General features: G+C 60.9%; 14 protein-coding genes and 2 pseudogenes. 9 read left to right on the forward strand and 7 right to left on the reverse strand.

Annotation, left to right across the window (positions count from 1 at the left end; translation table 11 throughout):
• Window positions 1-63: 63 nt before the first annotated feature.
• The 4 genes from J3R84_RS38615 to J3R84_RS22640 form a co-directional block, all read right to left on the reverse strand.
• Window positions 64-2,028, reverse strand: coding sequence for a DUF2817 domain-containing protein (locus tag J3R84_RS38615; protein WP_203527867.1), 1,965 nt, complete (start codon window positions 2,026-2,028; stop codon window positions 64-66).
• Window positions 2,029-2,149: 121 nt separating this feature from the next.
• Window positions 2,150-3,265 carry a histidinol-phosphate transaminase gene (gene hisC, locus J3R84_RS22630; protein ID WP_225968533.1) on the reverse strand — a complete coding sequence of 372 codons (1,116 nt, stop codon included), beginning with the start codon at window positions 3,263-3,265 and terminating at the stop codon, window positions 2,150-2,152.
• Window positions 3,266-3,325: 60 nt separating this feature from the next.
• Complete coding sequence (locus tag J3R84_RS22635; RefSeq protein WP_192434549.1) at window positions 3,326-4,426, reverse strand: FAD-binding oxidoreductase; 1,101 nt, start codon at window positions 4,424-4,426, stop codon at window positions 3,326-3,328.
• 12 nt (window positions 4,427-4,438) lie between these two features.
• A complete protein-coding gene (locus tag J3R84_RS22640) occupies window positions 4,439-5,485 on the reverse strand; it encodes an aromatic ring-hydroxylating dioxygenase subunit alpha (protein WP_203527870.1) in 1,047 nt (348 codons plus the stop codon).
• A 123-nt stretch (window positions 5,486-5,608) separates the two neighbouring features.
• On the opposite strand from J3R84_RS22640, the gene J3R84_RS22645 reads away from it, so the two are divergent.
• From J3R84_RS22645 to J3R84_RS22660, 4 genes are all read left to right on the forward strand, one after another.
• Window positions 5,609-6,541, forward strand: a complete 933-nt coding sequence (locus J3R84_RS22645) for a LysR family transcriptional regulator (protein ID WP_192434546.1) — start codon at window positions 5,609-5,611, stop codon at window positions 6,539-6,541.
• A 564-nt stretch (window positions 6,542-7,105) separates the two neighbouring features.
• Window positions 7,106-7,720 (forward strand): TRAP transporter small permease, encoded by a 615-nt coding sequence (locus tag J3R84_RS22650; RefSeq protein WP_203527873.1) that lies wholly within the window; start codon window positions 7,106-7,108, stop codon window positions 7,718-7,720.
• The gene (locus J3R84_RS22655; protein ID WP_025429163.1) at window positions 7,720-8,982 is read left to right on the forward strand and encodes a TRAP transporter large permease; all 1,263 of its coding nucleotides are present in this window, start codon (window positions 7,720-7,722) and stop codon (window positions 8,980-8,982) included. Before J3R84_RS22650 ends, J3R84_RS22655 begins: the two co-directional genes overlap by 1 nt.
• Window positions 8,983-9,012: 30 nt before the next feature.
• The gene (locus tag J3R84_RS22660) at window positions 9,013-10,008 is read left to right on the forward strand and encodes a TRAP transporter substrate-binding protein (RefSeq protein ID WP_203527876.1); all 996 of its coding nucleotides are present in this window, start codon (window positions 9,013-9,015) and stop codon (window positions 10,006-10,008) included.
• 156 nt (window positions 10,009-10,164) lie between these two features.
• Here the strand turns inward: J3R84_RS22660 and J3R84_RS22665 are convergent, their stop codons facing one another.
• Both J3R84_RS22665 and J3R84_RS22670 read right to left on the reverse strand, forming a co-directional pair.
• Complete coding sequence (locus tag J3R84_RS22665; RefSeq protein ID WP_057204785.1) at window positions 10,165-10,443, reverse strand: GNAT family N-acetyltransferase; 279 nt, start codon at window positions 10,441-10,443, stop codon at window positions 10,165-10,167.
• Between the two features lie 62 nt (window positions 10,444-10,505).
• Window positions 10,506-10,880 (reverse strand): annotated as a pseudogene (locus J3R84_RS22670) (integrase); the annotation flags it as partial.
• A 123-nt stretch (window positions 10,881-11,003) separates the two neighbouring features.
• Between J3R84_RS22670 and J3R84_RS22675 the strand changes: the two are divergent.
• Together J3R84_RS22675 and J3R84_RS22680 are read left to right on the forward strand one after the other, a co-directional pair.
• The gene (locus tag J3R84_RS22675) at window positions 11,004-12,101 is read left to right on the forward strand and encodes a branched-chain amino acid ABC transporter substrate-binding protein (RefSeq protein WP_025429159.1); all 1,098 of its coding nucleotides are present in this window, start codon (window positions 11,004-11,006) and stop codon (window positions 12,099-12,101) included.
• 47 nt (window positions 12,102-12,148) lie between these two features.
• Entirely contained in the window at window positions 12,149-14,617 is a 2,469-nt protein-coding gene (locus J3R84_RS22680) for an adenylate/guanylate cyclase domain-containing protein (protein ID WP_203527878.1), read from the forward strand.
• Between the two features lie 327 nt (window positions 14,618-14,944).
• Here J3R84_RS22680 and J3R84_RS22685 read toward each other — a convergent pair.
• Window positions 14,945-15,013 (reverse strand): annotated as a pseudogene (locus tag J3R84_RS22685) (NAD(P)H-dependent oxidoreductase); the annotation flags it as partial.
• A gap of 339 nt (window positions 15,014-15,352) precedes the next feature.
• Here J3R84_RS22685 and J3R84_RS22690 point away from each other — a divergent pair.
• From J3R84_RS22690 to J3R84_RS22700, 3 genes are all read left to right on the forward strand, one after another.
• Window positions 15,353-16,612 carry an ABC transporter substrate-binding protein gene (locus tag J3R84_RS22690; RefSeq protein ID WP_203527881.1) on the forward strand — a complete coding sequence of 420 codons (1,260 nt, stop codon included), beginning with the start codon at window positions 15,353-15,355 and terminating at the stop codon, window positions 16,610-16,612.
• Between the two features lie 121 nt (window positions 16,613-16,733).
• Window positions 16,734-17,657, forward strand: coding sequence for a carbohydrate ABC transporter permease (locus tag J3R84_RS22695; protein ID WP_107027499.1), 924 nt, complete (start codon window positions 16,734-16,736; stop codon window positions 17,655-17,657).
• Between the two features lie 7 nt (window positions 17,658-17,664).
• The gene (locus tag J3R84_RS22700) at window positions 17,665-18,525 is read left to right on the forward strand and encodes a carbohydrate ABC transporter permease (RefSeq protein WP_203527884.1); all 861 of its coding nucleotides are present in this window, start codon (window positions 17,665-17,667) and stop codon (window positions 18,523-18,525) included.
• The last annotated feature ends 3 nt before the right edge of the window (window positions 18,526-18,528 follow it).

Consider the following 18,528-nt stretch of genomic DNA (forward strand, 5'->3'; position numbering starts at 1 on the left):
TGTTGAACTTTCTTGTTGGGTCTCGTCCGGAGAGATCCCCGGACGGGTGATGGCGGCGGAATGTCAGAGCGTACGGGCCAGGAACTGGCGCATGCGTTCGGAGCGCGGGTTGGTGAAGACCTCCGCCGGGGCACCCTCCTCCTCCACCTTTCCCTGATGGAGGAAGAGGATCTTGTGCGAGACCTCGCGCGCGAACTGCATTTCGTGCGTCACGAGGATCATCGTATTTCCTTCTTCGGCCAGTTGCCGGATCACGCGCAGCACCTCGCCGACAAGCTCGGGATCGAGCGCGGAGGTCGGCTCGTCGAGGAGGATGAGCTTGGGGCGCATGGCGAGCGTTCGGGCGATGGCGGCGCGCTGCTGCTGACCGCCCGACAGCTGGCCTGGATACTGGTCGTGCTTGTCGGAGAGGCCGACTTTCTTCAGGAGCGCATGGGCATGGTCGACAGCCGCCTGCCGCTCTTCCTTCAGGACATGCCGCGGCGCCTCGATGATGTTTTCGAGAACTGTCATGTGCGGCCAGAGATTGAAGTTCTGGAACACCATGCCGACGCGTGAGCGGATGCGCTCGACCTGCCGCATGTCGGCCGGCGCGGCGCTGCCGTCCGACGTCTTCTTCATGCGGATTTCCTCGCCATCGATAACGATGCGCCCGTCGTTTGGCTGTTCGAGCAAATTGATGCAGCGCAGGAACGTGCTCTTTCCCGAACCGGAGGAGCCGATCATCGACACGACCTCGCCCGGTTGCGCGGAGATGTTGACGCCGTTGAGCACGGGGAGGGGACCGAAGCGCTTGTGGATGTCGTGCACTTCGATCGCCGGCCTTTCGTCAAGCCTTGGACCGCTAGCTTCCGGGTGGGCGACGACGGTGACGGCCGGCGCCGCAGGAACCGGCTTTTCGGCACCTGCGCCGCCGACCGACTTGAGGTCTGCGAAGGCACGGTCGAAATGGCGCAGCGAAGCGGCAAGACAAGTGCGCTGCCAGTCAGCGTCCTCCGGAATGAAGGCGGCGCGCAGGGTCTCCTTGATCCTGCTGCCGAGCGGGGTATCGATCTTGCCGAATAAATGAAGCCAGTTGTCCGCCTGAACCGCATCCGCGACCGTGGCGCCGTCGAGGGTTCCGCATTCGACGACCAATGGCAGGACGCGCGCCTTCGGCAGCGCGTCTCGCACCGCGGCCGAGACATAGCCGGTGGCCGTCGCGGAGATGCCGGTATCTGTGGTTGCATTCTCGCCGGTGACGACGACCGAGAGCGTCGGACCGAAGATGCGCCGCCCCCAATCCAAACCGTCGTGCTCGTTCTCAGCAACGGAGAGGAGGGCAGGATAGCCGTAAGGGCCCGCGCCCGTGTGCAGGTCGAAGACGACGACCTCAGTCGCCTGTTGCGCGAATGTCGATAGGATCTCGATGAGGGTGCGGTTGGACCAGACAGGACCGTCGCCGCCGTAGAACAGGCCGTCCGGAAAGAGGTACTGGCCGGCTTCCACAATGGGCGCGATGCCGGCATAGCCGCCGAGTCTCCGTTTGGCCGCTTCGTATGCCTCAGCGGCCGCATCGCGCTCCGGGCCTTCCCAGGCACGACAGACGAGCGCGCAGTGCAGTGCGGCATACCGTTCGTTTTTCGGCGGCGCTTTCTGCCAGTCGATGAAATTGCGGTTGACGTCGACGTTGTCTTCGTTCACCCGGCGCGTCCAGGCCGTGCCCCAGGGGTTGATGAGGTGGATGGCTAGGACCGCGGTGTCGTCGGGGAGCTGCCAGGGCGAATTTTGTGAAAGCCAGGCAGTCTGGCAGGCCGAGCCGAAAGGACCCTCGACGCCATGGGTGCCGGAGATCAACACCAGGAGCTTCTTGGCATCATCGCGTCCAAGATAGGCAACGTCGGTCGCCAGACGCTCGCCGTTCGGTCCGTGCAGCGGATGCAGGTATTCGACGACACTAGCCCCAGCGGTGCGCGCGGCGGAGAGAAACCGGGCGCGCAGGGCCGAGAAATCGCCGGCGAAAAGACCGGATGGCGTTGAAGGGGACATGCGAGGGGGCTCCCGGTTTGCTTTGTGCTGACGTGCGTTTGCGCTCATTGTTCGTTCCCGTGGGGTCGCGGCCCGACCCCTTGTTGTGTGTCGGATTGGAGGGGACGTCGCAGGCGTCTCCTCATCCTTCACGCTTGGCGAGAGCGCGAAGCGCGTCGAGAAAGCGGTCGTTTTCCGAGGGCGTGCCGATCGTCACACGGATGAAGGTCTCGTAACCCTCTTCTTTCCACGGCTTGACGATGATGGCCTTCGACAGGAAGTGATTCAGCGCCGCCCGGCTGTCCCAGCCGACGTCGATGAACAGGAAGTTCGTCTGCGATCGGGCCACCGAAAGCCCCATGGCGGCAACGGCATCGGCCACACGTGCCCGCTCGCGTTTCAATGCGGCAACCGAAGAGCGCATCCATGCCTCGTCCTCCAGTGCGGCAACGGCTGCGACCTGCGCGGCAGCATTGACGTTGAACGGCGTCTTGGCGGCGGTCACGGCGCGCGCGAGCCGCGCATCGGACATCACGGCATAACCGACACGCAGGCCGGCAAGGCCGTAGGCCTTGGAAAAGGTTCGCAATACGACCCAGGACAGGTCCGTGGCCGAGAGCGCGGCGAGGCCGTCAGGCATGTCTTCGTCCGTGAACTCGAAGTAGGCTTCGTCCAGAACGAGAAGCGTCTGCGGCGTGACCGCCGCGAGAATGCGCTCCAGGCTTTCGCGGTCGAGCGCCGGGCCGACCGGATTGGAGGGGGAGGAGAGGAAGAAAATCACCGGCGCCCGCTCGAGCATGGCGACGATCGCCGGTATGTCGAAGTTCAGATCTGTCCGCATGCCGACCTTCTCGACCTTGGCGCCATTGGCCAGCGCCTCGATCTCGTGCAGCCCAAAACCGGGACAGACTGTCGCCGCGAGGGCACCGGGACGCAGCACGGCGCGACAGACCGCGGCGATCATCTCCTCCGAGCCGTTACCGGCCACGATACGTTCAGCGGGAACGCCGAGCTTATGGCTGAGCACCGCCCGCAGCACCGTGCAGGCCGGGTCGCTGTAGCGCGACGGATTGAGGTTGGCGAGCGCCGCCGCGACATCCGGCGAACAGCCATCCGGGTTTTCATTGCTGGCAAGGGCAGCGATGTCCTGCCGACCGCTGTGCTTTTGTGCGGCGGCGATGCTCATGCCGGCATTGTACGGCGGCAGGCCTGCTACATGCGGATTGAGCGGGATTTCGGTATGGAGCGGTTTCGTCACGGATCCTCCTTCGGGGATTGGACACCCTGGTTCAGGCCGCAGCCTCTTGTTCTGAGCGCGTCAGAGATCGAGCACGATCGAGGATTTCGGCCTGGTGCAGCACAACAGCACCCGGCCGTCCGGCATCGCGTCGAGCGGCTCCTCGAAATAGTCGACCTCGCCTGAGACGAGACCCTGTTCGCAAGTCCCGCAGACCCCCGCCCTGCAGGAGAATTCTGGCTCGATGCCCCGTGCCTCCAGGAAGGCAAGGATTGATTCGCTCGTCCCGTCCCAGGCAAGGCTGCGACCCGACTTCTGGAGAACGATGCGTGGGCCGTCCCCCTCGGTGGCTGGCTCGGCGGCGCGCGCCATCGCGGGCCGCGCCGTCAACTGCCCGGCCTCCGACAACAGGCTCGCCGGCCCGAAGAATTCGTAGGCAATGCGTTCCTTCCGCACTCCGAGGCCGGTCAGAATGCCGTAGATGGCCCGCATAAAGGGCGGCGGCCCGCACATGTAGATGTCGTAGTCGTCGAGCGGCAGAAGGCTCTGAAGCGTGGTGCGCGTCAGGAAACCCGTCGAGTGGCACCGGGCGACCGCGAGATCGCCGGTCTCGGCGAAACGGTAGCAGAAGTGTACGGCGATGCCGGACCGCTGGGCGGCGAGTTGCTCGACTTCCTCTCGCAACGCATGAACGGCCGCGCTGTCGCAGGCATGGATGAACCAGACGGGGCGGTCGCTTTCCCTTGCCAGCACATTCAGCATCGAGACCGTCGGTGTCAGCCCGACGCCGCCAGAAAGAAGCACGACGGGCCCCGAACTCGCGCTGTCGAGCTTGAAGGCACCGCGCGGCGGGTCAATCTCGACGACGGCGCCGGGCTCGATCTCGTCATGGAGCCAGCAGGAGCTCAGGCCATCCGGCACGTCCTGCGACGGTGCGGCCTCACGCTTCACGGTTATCCGGTACGTGCCTTCCTCGCGCGGGGACGAGGAGACCGTATAGTTGCGCAGGACATGGCCACCCTTGCGGTCGGGAACGCGCATCGTCAGGAACTGTCCCGCCTCGAACGGCCGCCAGTGCTGCCGTTCGAGAGGGGCAAGGCGGAAAGACGTGATCGTGGTGCTTTCGCGCACCTTCGAGACAACTTCGAAGGGGCGAAAGCGCGAGGCCGCGGCATCGAGCATCCGGATTGATCCTTATTCAGCGGCTTCGCTGGTCGTGCCGGCTTTCGCCTCGGCGGCAATCAGTTGGGCGAGCTTGCGGCGAAAGCGCATCGGGCCGACGTCGATCTTCAGGTCGAGGTTCGGTGTCTGCATGTTGGCCATTGCGTGATGGACCGCCTCCAGCACGACGCGATCCTCTTCGAAGGCGCCTCGTACGGATTTCGCGAAACTCTCGGAAACCTTGGCGTCGTCCGGCGCGAAGTTGCGCATCTGGAACCAATAGTATTTGGTCCGGTTTTCATCGACCGGCGTCATGAAGTTGTAGCTGTCCATGAGGAAGGTGTTTTCTGGCAGGACGCGGCCTTCCCCGCCGTTGTGGGCCGGCGCGAAGATGGCCTTAATGATCGCGTTGCTCGGATAGCGCACCTCGTAGTGTTGCTTGCGGTCGGTGTTGCCCTCGAATTGCAGGAAGGGCGCGTAGAACGGGGCCGGTTCGGAATCGATCATCCAGCGCCAGACGGTGACGCCGTCGTCCTTCACGGTCGTCTCGAGCGGGGTTTCCTCACAGGCCGAGCTTGCGAAGGATGACTGATGGACCCAGGCGACATGGGACGGGTCGAGCAGGTTGTCCGTCATGTAGAGGTAATTGCAGTTGAGCGTCATGGACTCGCCGCGATTGATTCCCCAGGCGGGATTACCGAAATACTCGACTTCGAAGATTTCCTTCGGATCCGCCTTCTCTGCATCGCCCATCCAGATCCAAAGCAGGCCGTAGCGCTCGTGGACTGGGTAAGATCGCACCTTGGCGACATGCGGAATGCGCTCGGCGCCCGGAACCCGCGTGCAGGAGCCCGAACAATCGAAGGTCAGGCCGTGATAGCCGCATTCCACGTCGTCACCTTTGATGCGGCCCATGGACAGCGGCAGCTTCCGATGGGGACAGGCATCCTCGAGCGCGGCGGCATGGCCGTCCTGCTTGCGGTAAAGAACGATGTGTTCGCCGAGGATCGTGACCGATTTTAGCTCGCGGCCGACTTCTTGGTCCCAGGCTGCGACGTACCAGGCATTCTTGAGAAACATTTCGCTCTCCTTGCGTTTTGTTAAGCGAATGTCCGCCGTTTTTTTTGTGCCAACAAGTTGCCAGCTCCTGCGTTCTTTTTTAGATTTTCTAAATTGAGCGACCTGTCCGAGGAGTGCCTAACGATGCCGAACCCGTCCTTGCGCGGCCTGCAAGCCTTTGAGGCGATCGGACGATGTGGCTCGGTCAGCGCCGCTGCGGAGGATCTCGGTGTAACGCCCGGCGCCGTCAGCCAACTGGTACGAAACCTGGAGCAATGTCTTGGGCTCACGCTTTTGGAGCGACGTGGGCGGCGGGTTGAATTGTCGTCATGGGGGCGGCTGTATTACCGGGAAGTCGCGAAAGGCTTTCAGCAGCTCTCCCATGCCGCCAATATTCTCACGCGCGCCAGGAACGAGACCGGGATCGTCCTCAGTGCCTTGACCTCGGTCGCCAACAGGTGGGTCGGTCGCAAGATTTTCGACTGGCAGTCCCTCTGTCCGGAATCCAGTGTGCGCATTCTCGGCCAGGAGCAAGAGCCCCGCATCGGTATCGAGCAGGTGGACTTCCGCATTACCTACGGCCGGCGCGCCTATGCGCACGAGCATGTCGCAAATCTGTTCACCGACTGGGTCGTACCGGTCTGTTCGCCCGCGTTGATCGCCAACCGTGTCCTCGACAGTCCGCAGGCCATTCTCAAATTCCCGCTGCTAAACGTGGAATGGGAGGCGGATTACAAGGCTTCGCCGCAATGGAGGGACTGGGCCGCCTTGGTGCATGCCGATGGCCGCCAAACGTTCTCTGGCCTTTCGTTTGCTTTGTCGAGCAGCGCCATTGACGCGGCGGTGAACGGTAGGGGATTCGTTCTCGCACAGGTTTCGATGGTACTGGATGAGGTCGCCTCCGGCGCCTTGATGGTTCCCTTCGACATTCGCATGCAACTGTCCGAAAGCTACTACTTAGCCTGGGACCGGACGGCTCTCGAAAAGCCGTTCGGGCAAAAATTTCACAAATGGCTAATCGGGGTAGCGAGACAACAGGAGCTGCTGTCCGCTCCGGCTAAAGGCGCAGCCACCTGACGTGAAGTATTGTCACGGCTGCTCTACGCGGGCTCTTGCCCGCCATCAATCGACGAGCCGCATCACTTGAATGCTCCTTGGGGACTTCCCGAGGCGCAAGTTCAATGGGGAGGCTTCAACGAGAGTGTCGGTTTCTATCAGGGGACGACTTTCTCAGGCACCGCGCCAAGCTGATCGATGTGGTGACGACGACTACTCCAAACCAAACAACTCGACGGAGAGCAGCCGTATAAAGGTCCGCTTCGCGGTGCGCTACCAGATTGGCTTCCCTGGACCGGACGACCCCGGGGAAATTGGTATCCATCGTCGCCTTTGAGATCCACTACGAGATCGTCGACGTTCTCTACCGTCAGGCCAACATTGGCCTTGGCAGCTTTCCCACAGCCAATAAGTGTTACCGCCTTGAGGCGCTTTCCCGACCTGAGGCGTGGCCTGCAGCAGAATAGGTAACGGCGGTCACCGAGCAGTGCCGACTTTCTTAGCCGGCTCGAAAAGCGGTTGACAAAGCCCAGCTATGTATACTTTATAAATACAAGAAGTATGCAGGAAGAGGAGGCGCGTGCCATGTCATCGACCGGGGAGCCACGAAACCACCCGCTCTGGGCGGAGAAAATAACAGGATTGTCCCAGGCGCTCCTGCGCGCTGAGAAGTTCCTGGCCGGGATTTTCATAACGGTGCTGCTCGCGCTGATTTTGGTGAATGTCATCACCCGATTCGCCAAGGTGCCAATCTACTGGATCGACGAGGCCTCGATCTTCTCCATGATCTGGCTTGGCTTTATCGGGGCTTCGGTCATGACGCGGCTGCGGATCGATTTCGCCGTCACGCTTCTGTCGGATCAACTGTCACCCAAATGGGTCGCGCGGCTGCGCGCCTTTTCCACCGCAATATCGCTGACTTTTGCGACCGGCTTTGCGGTGGTGTGCTGGATCTGGCTGGATCCGCTGGGCATCGCTTCCCACGGTTTCGACGCTCAGGCTTTTGCCGCCGAAACGTTCAACTTCCTCTACACCGAGCGAACCCAGACGCTGGAATGGCCGACCTGGATCGTCAACCTGATTCTGCCGATCTTCGCTCTCACGCTCATCGTCCACAATGCTGCAAACCTGCTTGAAGACCTCGGCATCGCGCGCAAGCGCGTACAGGTCTCGCTGACGACTGCAGAAGGAGCCGCCTGATGTTTACCTTCGGCGCATTCGTTGCCCTCATGCTAGTCGGCCTGCCGATCTCCATTGTGCTTTGCCTCACGGCCGCCGCGTATATCTGGCAAAGCGACAATACGGTCCTGTTCGTCTCCTTTCCCACCCAAATGTTCATGGGTCTTGACAGCTACGGCTTGATCGCCATTCCGCTGTTCATTCTCATCGGCGAGATCATGAACGGCGGCGGCATCACGCGCCGTATCATCGACATGGCAATGGCATTCGTCGGCGCGCTCAAGGGCGGCCTTGCCTATGTGAACCTGCTCGCCAACATGTTCGTGGCGTCCATTCTCGGCTCGGCCGCGGCCCAGGTTGCGCTGATGTCGCAGATGATCGTCCCGGAAATGGAGAAGAAGGGCTATGACAAGACCTTCGCTGCCGGTCTGACCGCCTATGCCGGCATGCTGGGGCCGATCATTCCCCCTTCCATCATGTTCGTCGTCTACAGCGTCATCGCGCAGGTTCCCGTCGGAACCATGCTGGCCGCCGGTATCATTCCCGGCGTCATTCTTACCATCGCCTTTTGTGTGGTGATCGCGCTTATGGGATACGTCTACAACTACCCGCGCGGCACCAGCCTGCCGATGAGCGAGCGTGTGACCATCACGCTGAAGGCCGCGCCGACACTGATCATCCCGCTGATCATCGTGGGATCGATCGTGACCGGGCTCGCCAATCCGACCGAAGCCGCGGCCATGGGCGTGGTTGCCGCAATCCTCGTCGGGCGTTTCGTGACCGGCGATCTCCGCCTGAAGCAGCTTCCCGAGATGTTCGTCAAGGCAGGGGTCCTGTCGGCCGGCATTCTGTTCCTGATCGCTGCGGCTGCCGTATTTTCCTGGGTTCTCGTCTACGGAATGGTTCCCCAGCACGTGGCGGAATGGATCCAGACGATCGCGAAAGACCCGGTGACGTTTATGCTGCTGGTCAATGTGATCCTGCTCGTCATCGGCACGGTCATCGATGGCGCGCCCGGGCTGATCATGACAGTTCCGATCCTGCTGCCGATTGCGACAGAAGTCTACGGCATCGATCCGGTGCATTTCGGCGTCGTCGCCGTGATCAACCTGGTCCTGGGCTTTCTGTCCCCGCCGGTCGGCTTGAATTTCTTCATTGCCGCCGCAGTAACGGGGGCGAAGCCCGGCAAGATGTTCATCGTAACGCTGCCGTTTTTCCTGATCTGCTGCGTCATCCTTGTGCTGCTTTCGATCTTCCCGGCACTGTCGACCTACTTCTCCTAACCGATAAACTCACAACAGAGGGAACCTGCAATGAACATTACGCGTCGTACTTTGATGAAGAGCGTCTCGCTGGGAGCCGCGATGGCGATGTCCGCGCCGTCGGTTCTGCGTGCACAGACTGCAAAGATCTATCGTCTCGGCATCACCACGCCACCGGGCCACCCCTGGAACCTTGCGGCTGAAGCCGTCGGCAAGCGTCTTGCCGAAGAAACAAACGGGCGCCTCGCGATCCAGGTCTTCCCGTCGAACCAGCTCGGCAACGAAGGCGCCATGCTGCAGCAGATGCAGTCCGGTGCGTTGGATCTCGGCTGGATAATGACCGCGGAACTCGGCTCGCGCATTCCCCAGATCGCGGCCATCAATGCGCCGTGGCTCGTCAAAAGCACGGAGAAGGTCGCTGCACTCGTTCGTCACCCGACCGCAATCAAGCTGCTCGACGTACTGCCTGCCCAAACCGGCACGATTGGACTTGGTTACGGCATCACCACCCTGCGCGTCGTCTTCACGGGTCAGGAAACCGCCGGCATTGAAGATATCAAGGGTATGAAGCTGCGTATCAACACAACGCCGGCCTACCGTGACTTCTATCAACTGCTCGGCGCAGCGCCGACGCCAATCCCGACGCCGCAGGTGTTTGACGCTATGTCCAACGGGCAGGTGGATGGACTTGAAGCCGACCTGGATCTCTCCTGGAACCAGCGATATGACAAGGTCGCCAAGACCATGCTGCGCATGAACGCCATCTTCATGCCCTGTGTCGCGCTGGCTTCCGGCCGCATATGGAAGGGCGTTCCCGAAGCGGATCGCGAACTTATCGCCCGCCTTACCCGCGAGCAACTCGACAAACAGATCGATGCGACCGTCGCAAAGGAAGCCACCCTCCTGCAGAACTTCAAGAATACCGGTATCAAGATCGTCGACATAGACCTGCAGAACACCGCCGAGATCATCGCCGCCTATGACCAGATCTGGCTGCCGAAGGCGCCGGTTCTGAAGGAGCTTCGGGAAGTCGGCGCAAGCCTCTGACGGAAGCAGTTTCACGTACCATTACGGCTTTCCCTTCAGGGGAAAGCCGTAATGGCAAAGTCGAACATACCGCCGCCCTTGAGCACGGAACGCCGGACGCGGACGGCGGGGATCACACCATTTGCCTGAGGCCGTCGGCAACTTGCCGCACCGAACTCATCCATCGAGCATCGCGCTATATTCCGGATGCTTTACCGCGAAGGCGGCCATGAACGGGCATTTGGCGATAATGCGAGCTTGTCTTTGGCGGAGCGTCTCGAAGACCCCACGCGCCAGCCGTGTGCCGATGCCTTGCCCGGAAAGTGCCTGTGGAACCTCCGTGTGGGTAAGAACGACCCGGCCGTCTTCGTTGCGGTAATAGGCAACGGCAAGCTCATCGCCAACAGCAAGCTCGAAGCGTGATGCCGCGACATTGTCGGTGATCGTGCCGTTCATTGTCTCACTCCAATCGTTCTCTTCGGCGGACGGTCGCCTGGGGCGGGTCTCGCTCAATTCAGCGTGCGACCAAGATGGATCGTCAAACACGGCAGGGGAAGGGAATTTTTGCCTTTGGGATCGGCAAAAACTGGCTCCTCGTCGGTCAAATCCTCCACACGCAGGCCGGCGATTTCCGATTGTCTACGTCCACCTGCCTGATCGCGCAGATCAATCAGGCGGCTACTGGCGCAGGTCGCCAGCAACAGGACGAGAGTATCACCCGTAACGGCCTTTTTGCTCTTTCGCTAACGTGGACGATTGCTGGCTCTCACGGCCAATCTGAGTGCACTTTTAAGCGATGGTGCGTCGAAGTACCCGGTGAGGCCGCGCCAGTCCTTCCTTGCCGAGCTCGGCATGCAGTGCTGCGACTGTTTCAGCCAAGAAAGCATTCTGCGCGGGCGGCCAGACGACGCTGACGCGAGGCAAGGCTGTTGCGGAACCGGCCGAGGTATCCGCACTTACGCAAAGGACTGTCGGCATCGACTTGATTAGCGTAAGCTAACGTTAGGGGTACAGTGATGCACCGCGTGGTCACCATAGCTGTTGCCGCGCTTGCGGCTATCTACATCTGCCCCGCGCAGGCGGAGGTAGTGATCGGGGTTTCGGCCGCGATGACCGGACGGCTCGCCTGGATCGGCGAGCAGGGTCAGCGTGGGGCAGAGATGGCCGTAGCCGACATCAATGCGGCGGGCGGCGTCCTTGGCCAGCAGGTGCGCGTCATCAACGTCGACGATTTCTGCGATCCCGAGCAGGCCGTGGCGGCAGCCAAGAAACTGGTGGCTGACGGAGTGGTGTTCGTCGTCGGACATTACTGCTCCGGCGCCTCGATCCCGGCATCAAAGGTCTATGAGGAGGCGGCGGTTCTGCAGATTTCACCAGGATCGACCAATCCGCTGTTGACCGAACAGGGCCGTGACAACGTTTTTCGAGTCATAGGTCGCGACGATAAGCAGGGGATCGTGGCCGGCAACTACCTGGCCGATGAATGGGGCGAAAAGAAAATCGCGATCCTTCACGACGGCACGACCTATGGTATGGGTCTCGCCGGTGAGACAAGAAAGCAGTTGAACAAGCGGGGCGTAACCGAAGCTGTCTACGACGCATACACGCCTGCTAAGAACGACTATTCGGCGGAGATCGCTGCGTTACAGGCCGCTGGTATCGCCGTTTTGTATGTCGGCGGGTATCATGCCGAGGTTGCGTTGATTGTACGCGCTGCACGCGACCGCGCCTACGCGCTTCAGGTCATCTCCGGCGACGCCCTGGCAACCGAAGAGTTTGCGCTGATCGCCGGCCCGGGAGCCGAGGGGACCCTCTTTACGTTCTCCGCGGACCCGCGGCGAAACCCCGAAGCTGCCCCGGTGGTGGAGCGGTTCCGTGCCGAAAACTTCGAGCCCGCAGGTTACACACTGCTGAGCTACGCTGCCGTCCAACTCTGGGCGCAAGCGGTCGATAAGGCAGCCTCGCTCGAACTGCCGGCGGTCATCGCGACACTGCGCGGACAGGAGTTCGACACTGTGCTCGGCCCGGTCGATTTCGACGACAAGGGCGACCTCACGAACCAAAGCTGGGTGTGGTACGTCTGGCGGGGTGGAGAGTATGTGCCGGTTGAATAGCAGCCCGCCACACGCCGCCGCGTCACTTCAGATTAAGTGTCGCCGCGATGCTTGAACGCCTAGGCATACGCGGCCGCCTGTTGCTGGCTTTCTTCGGCATCAGCACCTTCGCGGTGCTCGCGACGGCAGCTGCTCTTTATGCCTTCCTCCAGGTAGGCGAGGTTGTCGACAGCATAACCAAGGATCGGGTGCCGTCGGCGCTGGCGTCCCTCCAACTGTCGCGTCAAGCCGAGCGGGTCGCGGCAACTGCTCCGTCTGTACTGAATTCAACGAGCAAGGTACGGCACAACGAGGTCTCGGCTGCGATCGGGGTCGAGATGGCGCGCCTAGAGGAACTGCTTGCCGCGCTCAAGGGGGGCACGCTTGGCACGGCGGCGGTGGCCGAGATCGAGGCGGCGGTGCTTGGTCTGCGGCGAAACCTCGACGCACTCGACGACCTTGTCGCCGCCAAGCTCACCATAGTCGCGCGCAAGGAGGAGTTGTTACGTCGCCTATCGGCTACGACAATTGCAGGCCAACGCCTTCTGGCGGCCGGCATCTTGGTGATGAATTCCAAGCTTGCGCAATGGAGAACTGTCGCGGCCGACGCGTCGCTCGCCTCAGACCGACGCGCGGCGGCGACTTCCGACCTGGTCGAGGCGATTAAGGGCTACATCCCCCAGCAGAGGGCACACCACGAGATATCCGCCGTCAACGACGCGCTGGTTAAGTTGGCGAACGCGCCGACGCCAGGCGATCTTGCATTGATGCTCTTTCCGCTGCGCCGGTCGCTCGCCGTCCTCGAAACGGTTTCAGCCGAGATCGACGAGAAGCTACGGTCCCGCTTCCAACAGCGGGTGGGCGAGTTCAAGGCGCTGATCGATGGTGGCAACAGCATACCGAAGGCTAGACAGGACGAGTTTGCCGTCCTGGCTGAGGGCGAAAAACTTCTGGCCGAAAACAATCGGCTGTCCCGCAGTCTCACCGCTGCTGTCGATCGCCTTGTCGCTGCGGCAAACCGTGAGATCTCCTCGTCCGGTCTCGAGGCCGCGGTCGTCCAGCGCTACGGCACCGGCGTTGTCCTTGGCTCGGCCGTTCTCAGCCTGTTGAGTTCGATTCTGATTGTCTGGCTCTATGTCGACCGCAGTCTTCTCGCCCGTCTGGGAAGCGTGAGCCAGGGCATGCTCGCGATCGCCGACGGCAATCTTTGTGCGCCATTGCCTGCCGCGGGCCACGACGAAATCGGCCGCATGGCTGAGGCGCTCAGGCTGTTCCGGGACACGGCTGTCGAGGTCGAGGAAAAGAATCTGCGCGAGGTTGCTGAAGCACGCCAACGGCTCGTAGATGCCATCGAGAGCATCTCGGAGGGGTTCGCTCTCTATGACGTGGAGGACCGGCTCGTTCTCAGCAACAGCCGCTACCGCGAACTGCTCTACAGCGATGTTGCGATCGAATTGACGCCCGGCACCACATTCGAGCACATCATCCGCCGGTCCGCCGAGCGCGGCTACATCAAGGATGCCGAGGGGCGCCTCGAGGAATGGGTCGCCGAGCGGCTCTCCCGGCACCGCAATCCTGGTGAACCGTGGGTGCAGCGGCGAAGTGACGAGCGATGGATAATGATAGGCGAGCGCCGCATCACAGGCGGCGGCACGGTGGCCGTTTACTCGGACATCTCGGAGTTGAAAAAGCGGGAGGAGAACCTCGCGGAGAAATCCGCAGCCCTCGAGGCGCTATCGAGCAAGCTGGCGAAGTATCTGGCACCACAAGTATACAACTCGATATTCACCGGCCGTCAGGACGTCAGGATCGCCAGCCAGCGGAAGAAGCTGACGATATGCTTCTCGGACATTGCCGGCTTTACCGAGACCACCGACAAGATGGAGTCCGAGGATCTCACCCAACTCCTCAATCACTACCTGACGGAAATGTCGAAAATTGCTTTGGAACACGGCGCCACCATCGACAAGTATGTCGGCGACGCGATCCTGATGTTTTTCGGGGACCCGGAGACTCGCGGCGTCAAGGAGGACGCGCTCGCCTGTGTTGAGATGGCTCTCGCCATGCAGAAACGGATGAGCGAACTTGCAGAAATCTGGCGCGACATCGGCATTGAAACGCCGCTACGATGCCGCATCGGCATTCATACCGACTACTGCACGGTCGGCAACTTCGGCAGTGAAGATCGGATGGACTACACGATAATCGGCGGCGCCGTGAATCTCGCCTCGCGCCTCGAGCAGGAGGCGCCGGCGGGGGCAGTGCTCATTTCCTATGAGACCTTTGCGCAAGTGAAGGACACAATCGCTTGTGTCGAGCTGGGGCATGTCCAGATCAGGGGTATCGCCTATCCCGTCGCCACATATCGTGTCCTCGATCTGAAGACCAATCTGGTCGCCGCACGCAGCGCCGTTCGAACCGAGCTGCCGCATCTCAGACTAGAAGCGGAACCCGAGTTGATGTCTGCTGGCGAGCGAGATGAAGCCGCGACTGCGCTTCGCGACGTGCTCGATCGACTTTGCCACAAGCCTGGGTAGCGTGGTTCGCGCTCGCACCCGGATCGACGACTACTACTGCAGTCACTTCGTCGACCAGCAGTGATGTATCGTCCCCATCGGGAGCTGAACTGCCCGGGTCCGCTACAGCCTGAGCCCCAGCATCGGCGGCTCCAATTCGGGCAGGATCTGCCATGGCCTCAGACGAGGCCTCGGGGATGCGCACAATCTGTGCTGTTCTAGCGATCTAATGATCGATTTTCATTCCCGGTCCATCTGAAACCGTGATGGTGGAACTCCCGTCCAGCGTTTGAACGCGTGCGTGAAGTGCGCGGAATCACCTTTGATGTGGGCAGAGATAACGAATCCGACCACCGCCTCACCGGAGACAAGCCAATCTATCGCGTTTTTGAGGCCGCCGGGAATGCTGCGGACATATTATGATCCGGATTTCGGCCGGCACAGTCCCCACATTCCTATCAATTGAGATCACATTCCGACGTGGGCGAACATACGACGGTGTTCGGGAATTGAGAATTGTGATCATGCAATATGCAATAGTAGCGAATGCTAATACAGACTCTCTAAATAATGCTCCTGATGTGGTAAAATCGGCTTTGGGAGCAGCGCCGGCTCGAGGAGATGCCGGACGGCGTTTCAAGTTGTCGCGTGTCGGTTCGCATGGGCGTCGAGCTCGCATCTCCGCCGTACCGGATAGGGTAGGGCCCCCTACGAAAAAGCGGCCTTTGGATATCAACTCGGAATGGGAGGTGTACGATGGTTCGCAAACTGTTTCTCGTCTTAGCTGCCGCGGCGTCCGCGCTGGCGATCAACGGGGTCGCGTGGGCCGATTTCACAGTCCTCGTGCCATCGAGCAGCGAGGGTGACGGCCTTAGGGCTGCTGCCGACGACTACTCGAAGATGAAGGGCACGAAGGTGGAGATCGTGCAGGCGCCTTATGCCAATGTGTTCGAGCAGGGCGCCAATGCGGGGGCAACCAAATCCGGCGTGTTCGACATCATCTTGATGGATGACCCGTGGATTCCGTTTTTCGCCGAGAACGGACATCTCGAGGATTTGACGCCATACTTCAAGAATGCGGGCATGGAAGGTCCGGACAACGACTTCCTGTCGAAGTCGCTGGCGATCTGTCGCAACCCTTACAATACGGGACCTTATGTGTGCCTGCCCTATGTGGGAAACGCCCAGATGTTCTTCTATGACGCCGCTAAGTACAAGGAAGCTGGCGTAGACGCTCCCAAGACCTGGGATGACGTATTGAAGGCGAGCCAGACCCTAACCAAGAACGGCGGAGGTCGCTATTTCGGTTATGTCTTCCGGGGCGGCCAGGGAAACCCGGTCGTGGCCGACTTCATGCCGATCTTCTGGTCCTACGGCGCCAATATGTTTAACGAGGATCGCACGAAGGTGACGATCGATACGCCGGAGGGCGCGGCCGCGATGAAGATGTTCATGGCGCTCCGCGACGTTTCTCCAAAGGGGATCGAGAGCTACAATGCCAACGAAGTGGGTACGGCGCTTGCTGCTGGTGCCGCCGCCTCGTCTATCAACTGGCCGAACTGGGTTGCGACCTTTGAGGATCCGAGCCAGTCGAAGATGGTTGGCAAGATTTCCTACGCCCCAATTCCGGCGGGCACGAAACCGGGCAGCTCCGAAATTGGCCATTGGACCATGGGGATCATGTCGGCCTCCAAGAATAAACAGGAGGCCTTCGACTTCATGGTCTGGGCGACCTCGGCTGAGCAGATCAAGATTTCCGCCACGCGCGGCAATCCGCCTGTCCGAGCCTCGGTCTTTGCCGATCCGGAACTGACCTCGCAGGAACAGTTCCGACACTATCCGGTGTTGATGGAGGCGATCCAGGCCTCGACGCCTCGTCCACGCCATCCGAAGTGGCCGGAGATCGAGAATGCCTTCGGGATCGAGCTTTCCAAGGCGGTCGCAGGCACGATTACGCCAGAGGAGGCGCTGAAGAGCTCACAGGCAGCAGTCGAAGAGATTACGGGCCTTAAATAGGCGGCGATGCGATCTACGCGGAGCGGGGTTTTTGGGCCTCGCTCCCATGGTGGTGACGGCAATTACCCGTAGCGCTCGCGGGGTTTGAGGTGCGTATGGACAAGCTGTTCACGGGAGGGAGATGTTGACGCCCGATCAAGGCACATTGACCACGCCGCTTCGCATGGGCGGCGGTCTGGAGCGTTGGGCAGAGCGCCATTTGCGGATCCTCATGCTTGCGCCAACGGTCCTCATATTGCTCGGGCTGACGATCTTTCCCAGCCTCTATATGTTCTATGCCGCGGTTCACAAAATCAGCCCGAACCCCGATCTGCCCTGGGAGTTCGTCGGCCCCGACAATTTTGCTCGACTGCTTTCCGACACGCAATTTCACGTCGCACTCTGGAACACGACTGTCTTTACAGTCGTGGCAGTGACGACCGAATTCCTCCTCGGTCTCGGCCTGGCGCTGCTCCTCGATAAATTCATCCGCCGACTAGCCTTTCTCAAAACCGTCCTGATGATCCCCATGATGCTGCCGCCGGTCGCCGTCGCGATCACCTGGAAGATCATCTACGAGCCACAGTTTGGCGTCCTCAACGAAATCATGTTCCGTCTCGGTCTTCCACTGCAAGCCTGGGCGGGCGACGTGAACCTCGCGATGTTTTCGATCATCGTTGCCGATGTTTGGCAGTGGACGCCCTTCATTTTTCTTCTGATGTTGGCGGGGCTGGCAAGCCTGCCGGTCGAACCTTACGAGGCCGCAGCGCTCGACGGCGCCTCGTCATGGCGGCAGTTCTGGGATCTGACGCTGCCCTTCCTGAAGCCGGTCATCGCCATTGCCTTGCTCCTGCGCGTCATGGATGCGCTGCGCCTTTTTGACCTGGTCTTCATCCTGACGGGGGGAGGTCCGGCAGACCGAACGAAGGTCTTGAGTCTATACATCTATCAGGTCGCCTACCGCTTCGCCGATCCCGGCTACGCTGCGGCGATCTCGCTCTTCGTGCTGTTCGTGACGATCGTGCTGAGCACCTGGTTCATGAAGCGCATGCGGCTGGCGGAGTGAGGCGACGATGGCGACGATAAGAACACGCAGCCGGGTCCGGGAGATGCTTCTCAGACTATCCGCCTATCTGGCGATCCTCATCGCGCTGATCTTGACGCTGTTTCCCGTTTATTGGATCGCGGCGAATTCGTTCAAGTTCGACATCGACATCTTCGCAGTACCGCCCGAATGGCTGCCGCGCAACCCGACATTGAAGCACTACAACGAAGCGTTCATCCAGCGGCCGTTCCTGCGCTACGCATTGAACAGCTTGCTCGTTGCGGCCGGAACCACGATCATTTCCGTAGGCTTTGGCACGATGGCTGGCTATGCCTTGGCGCGCTTCAGCTATCCGTGGCAGTGGCGAAAGCAGATTTCGTTCTGGATCCTCTCGACGCGCATGATGCCTCCTATCGTCAGCATCATTCCGCTGTACCTGTTTTTCAACTACTTCGACATGCTCAACACGAAGTCGGCGCTCATCGTCGCCTATACCGCCTTCAACCTGCCGTTCGCAACGTGGATGATGAAGAGTTATTTCCAGGACCTGCCGGTCGAACTGGAAGAGGCCGCGATCGTCGACGGGGACACGCGCTGGGGCGCATTCCTGCATGTCGCTTTGCCGCTCGCGCGTCCAGGGCTCGCGGCGACGGCCATCTTCTGCCTGATCATCTCGTGGAACGAGTTCCTGCTTTCCCTGATCATCACGCTCACCGAGCAGTCGCAGACGCTTCCGATCGGCATCGCCGGGCGGGTGACGCAGTACAAGACCTATTGGGGGGAAATCAGCGCCGCCGGGTTCATGGCCTGCGTGCCGATCGTCATCTTCGCTTTCATCGTTCAGAAGCATCTTGTCCGGGGGCTGTCTCTCGGGGCCGTCAAGGGGTGAGAC

Origin of the sequence: Ensifer canadensis, assembly GCF_017488845.2 — a bacterium.
Taxonomy (GTDB): Bacteria; Pseudomonadota; Alphaproteobacteria; order Rhizobiales; family Rhizobiaceae; genus Ensifer; species Ensifer canadensis.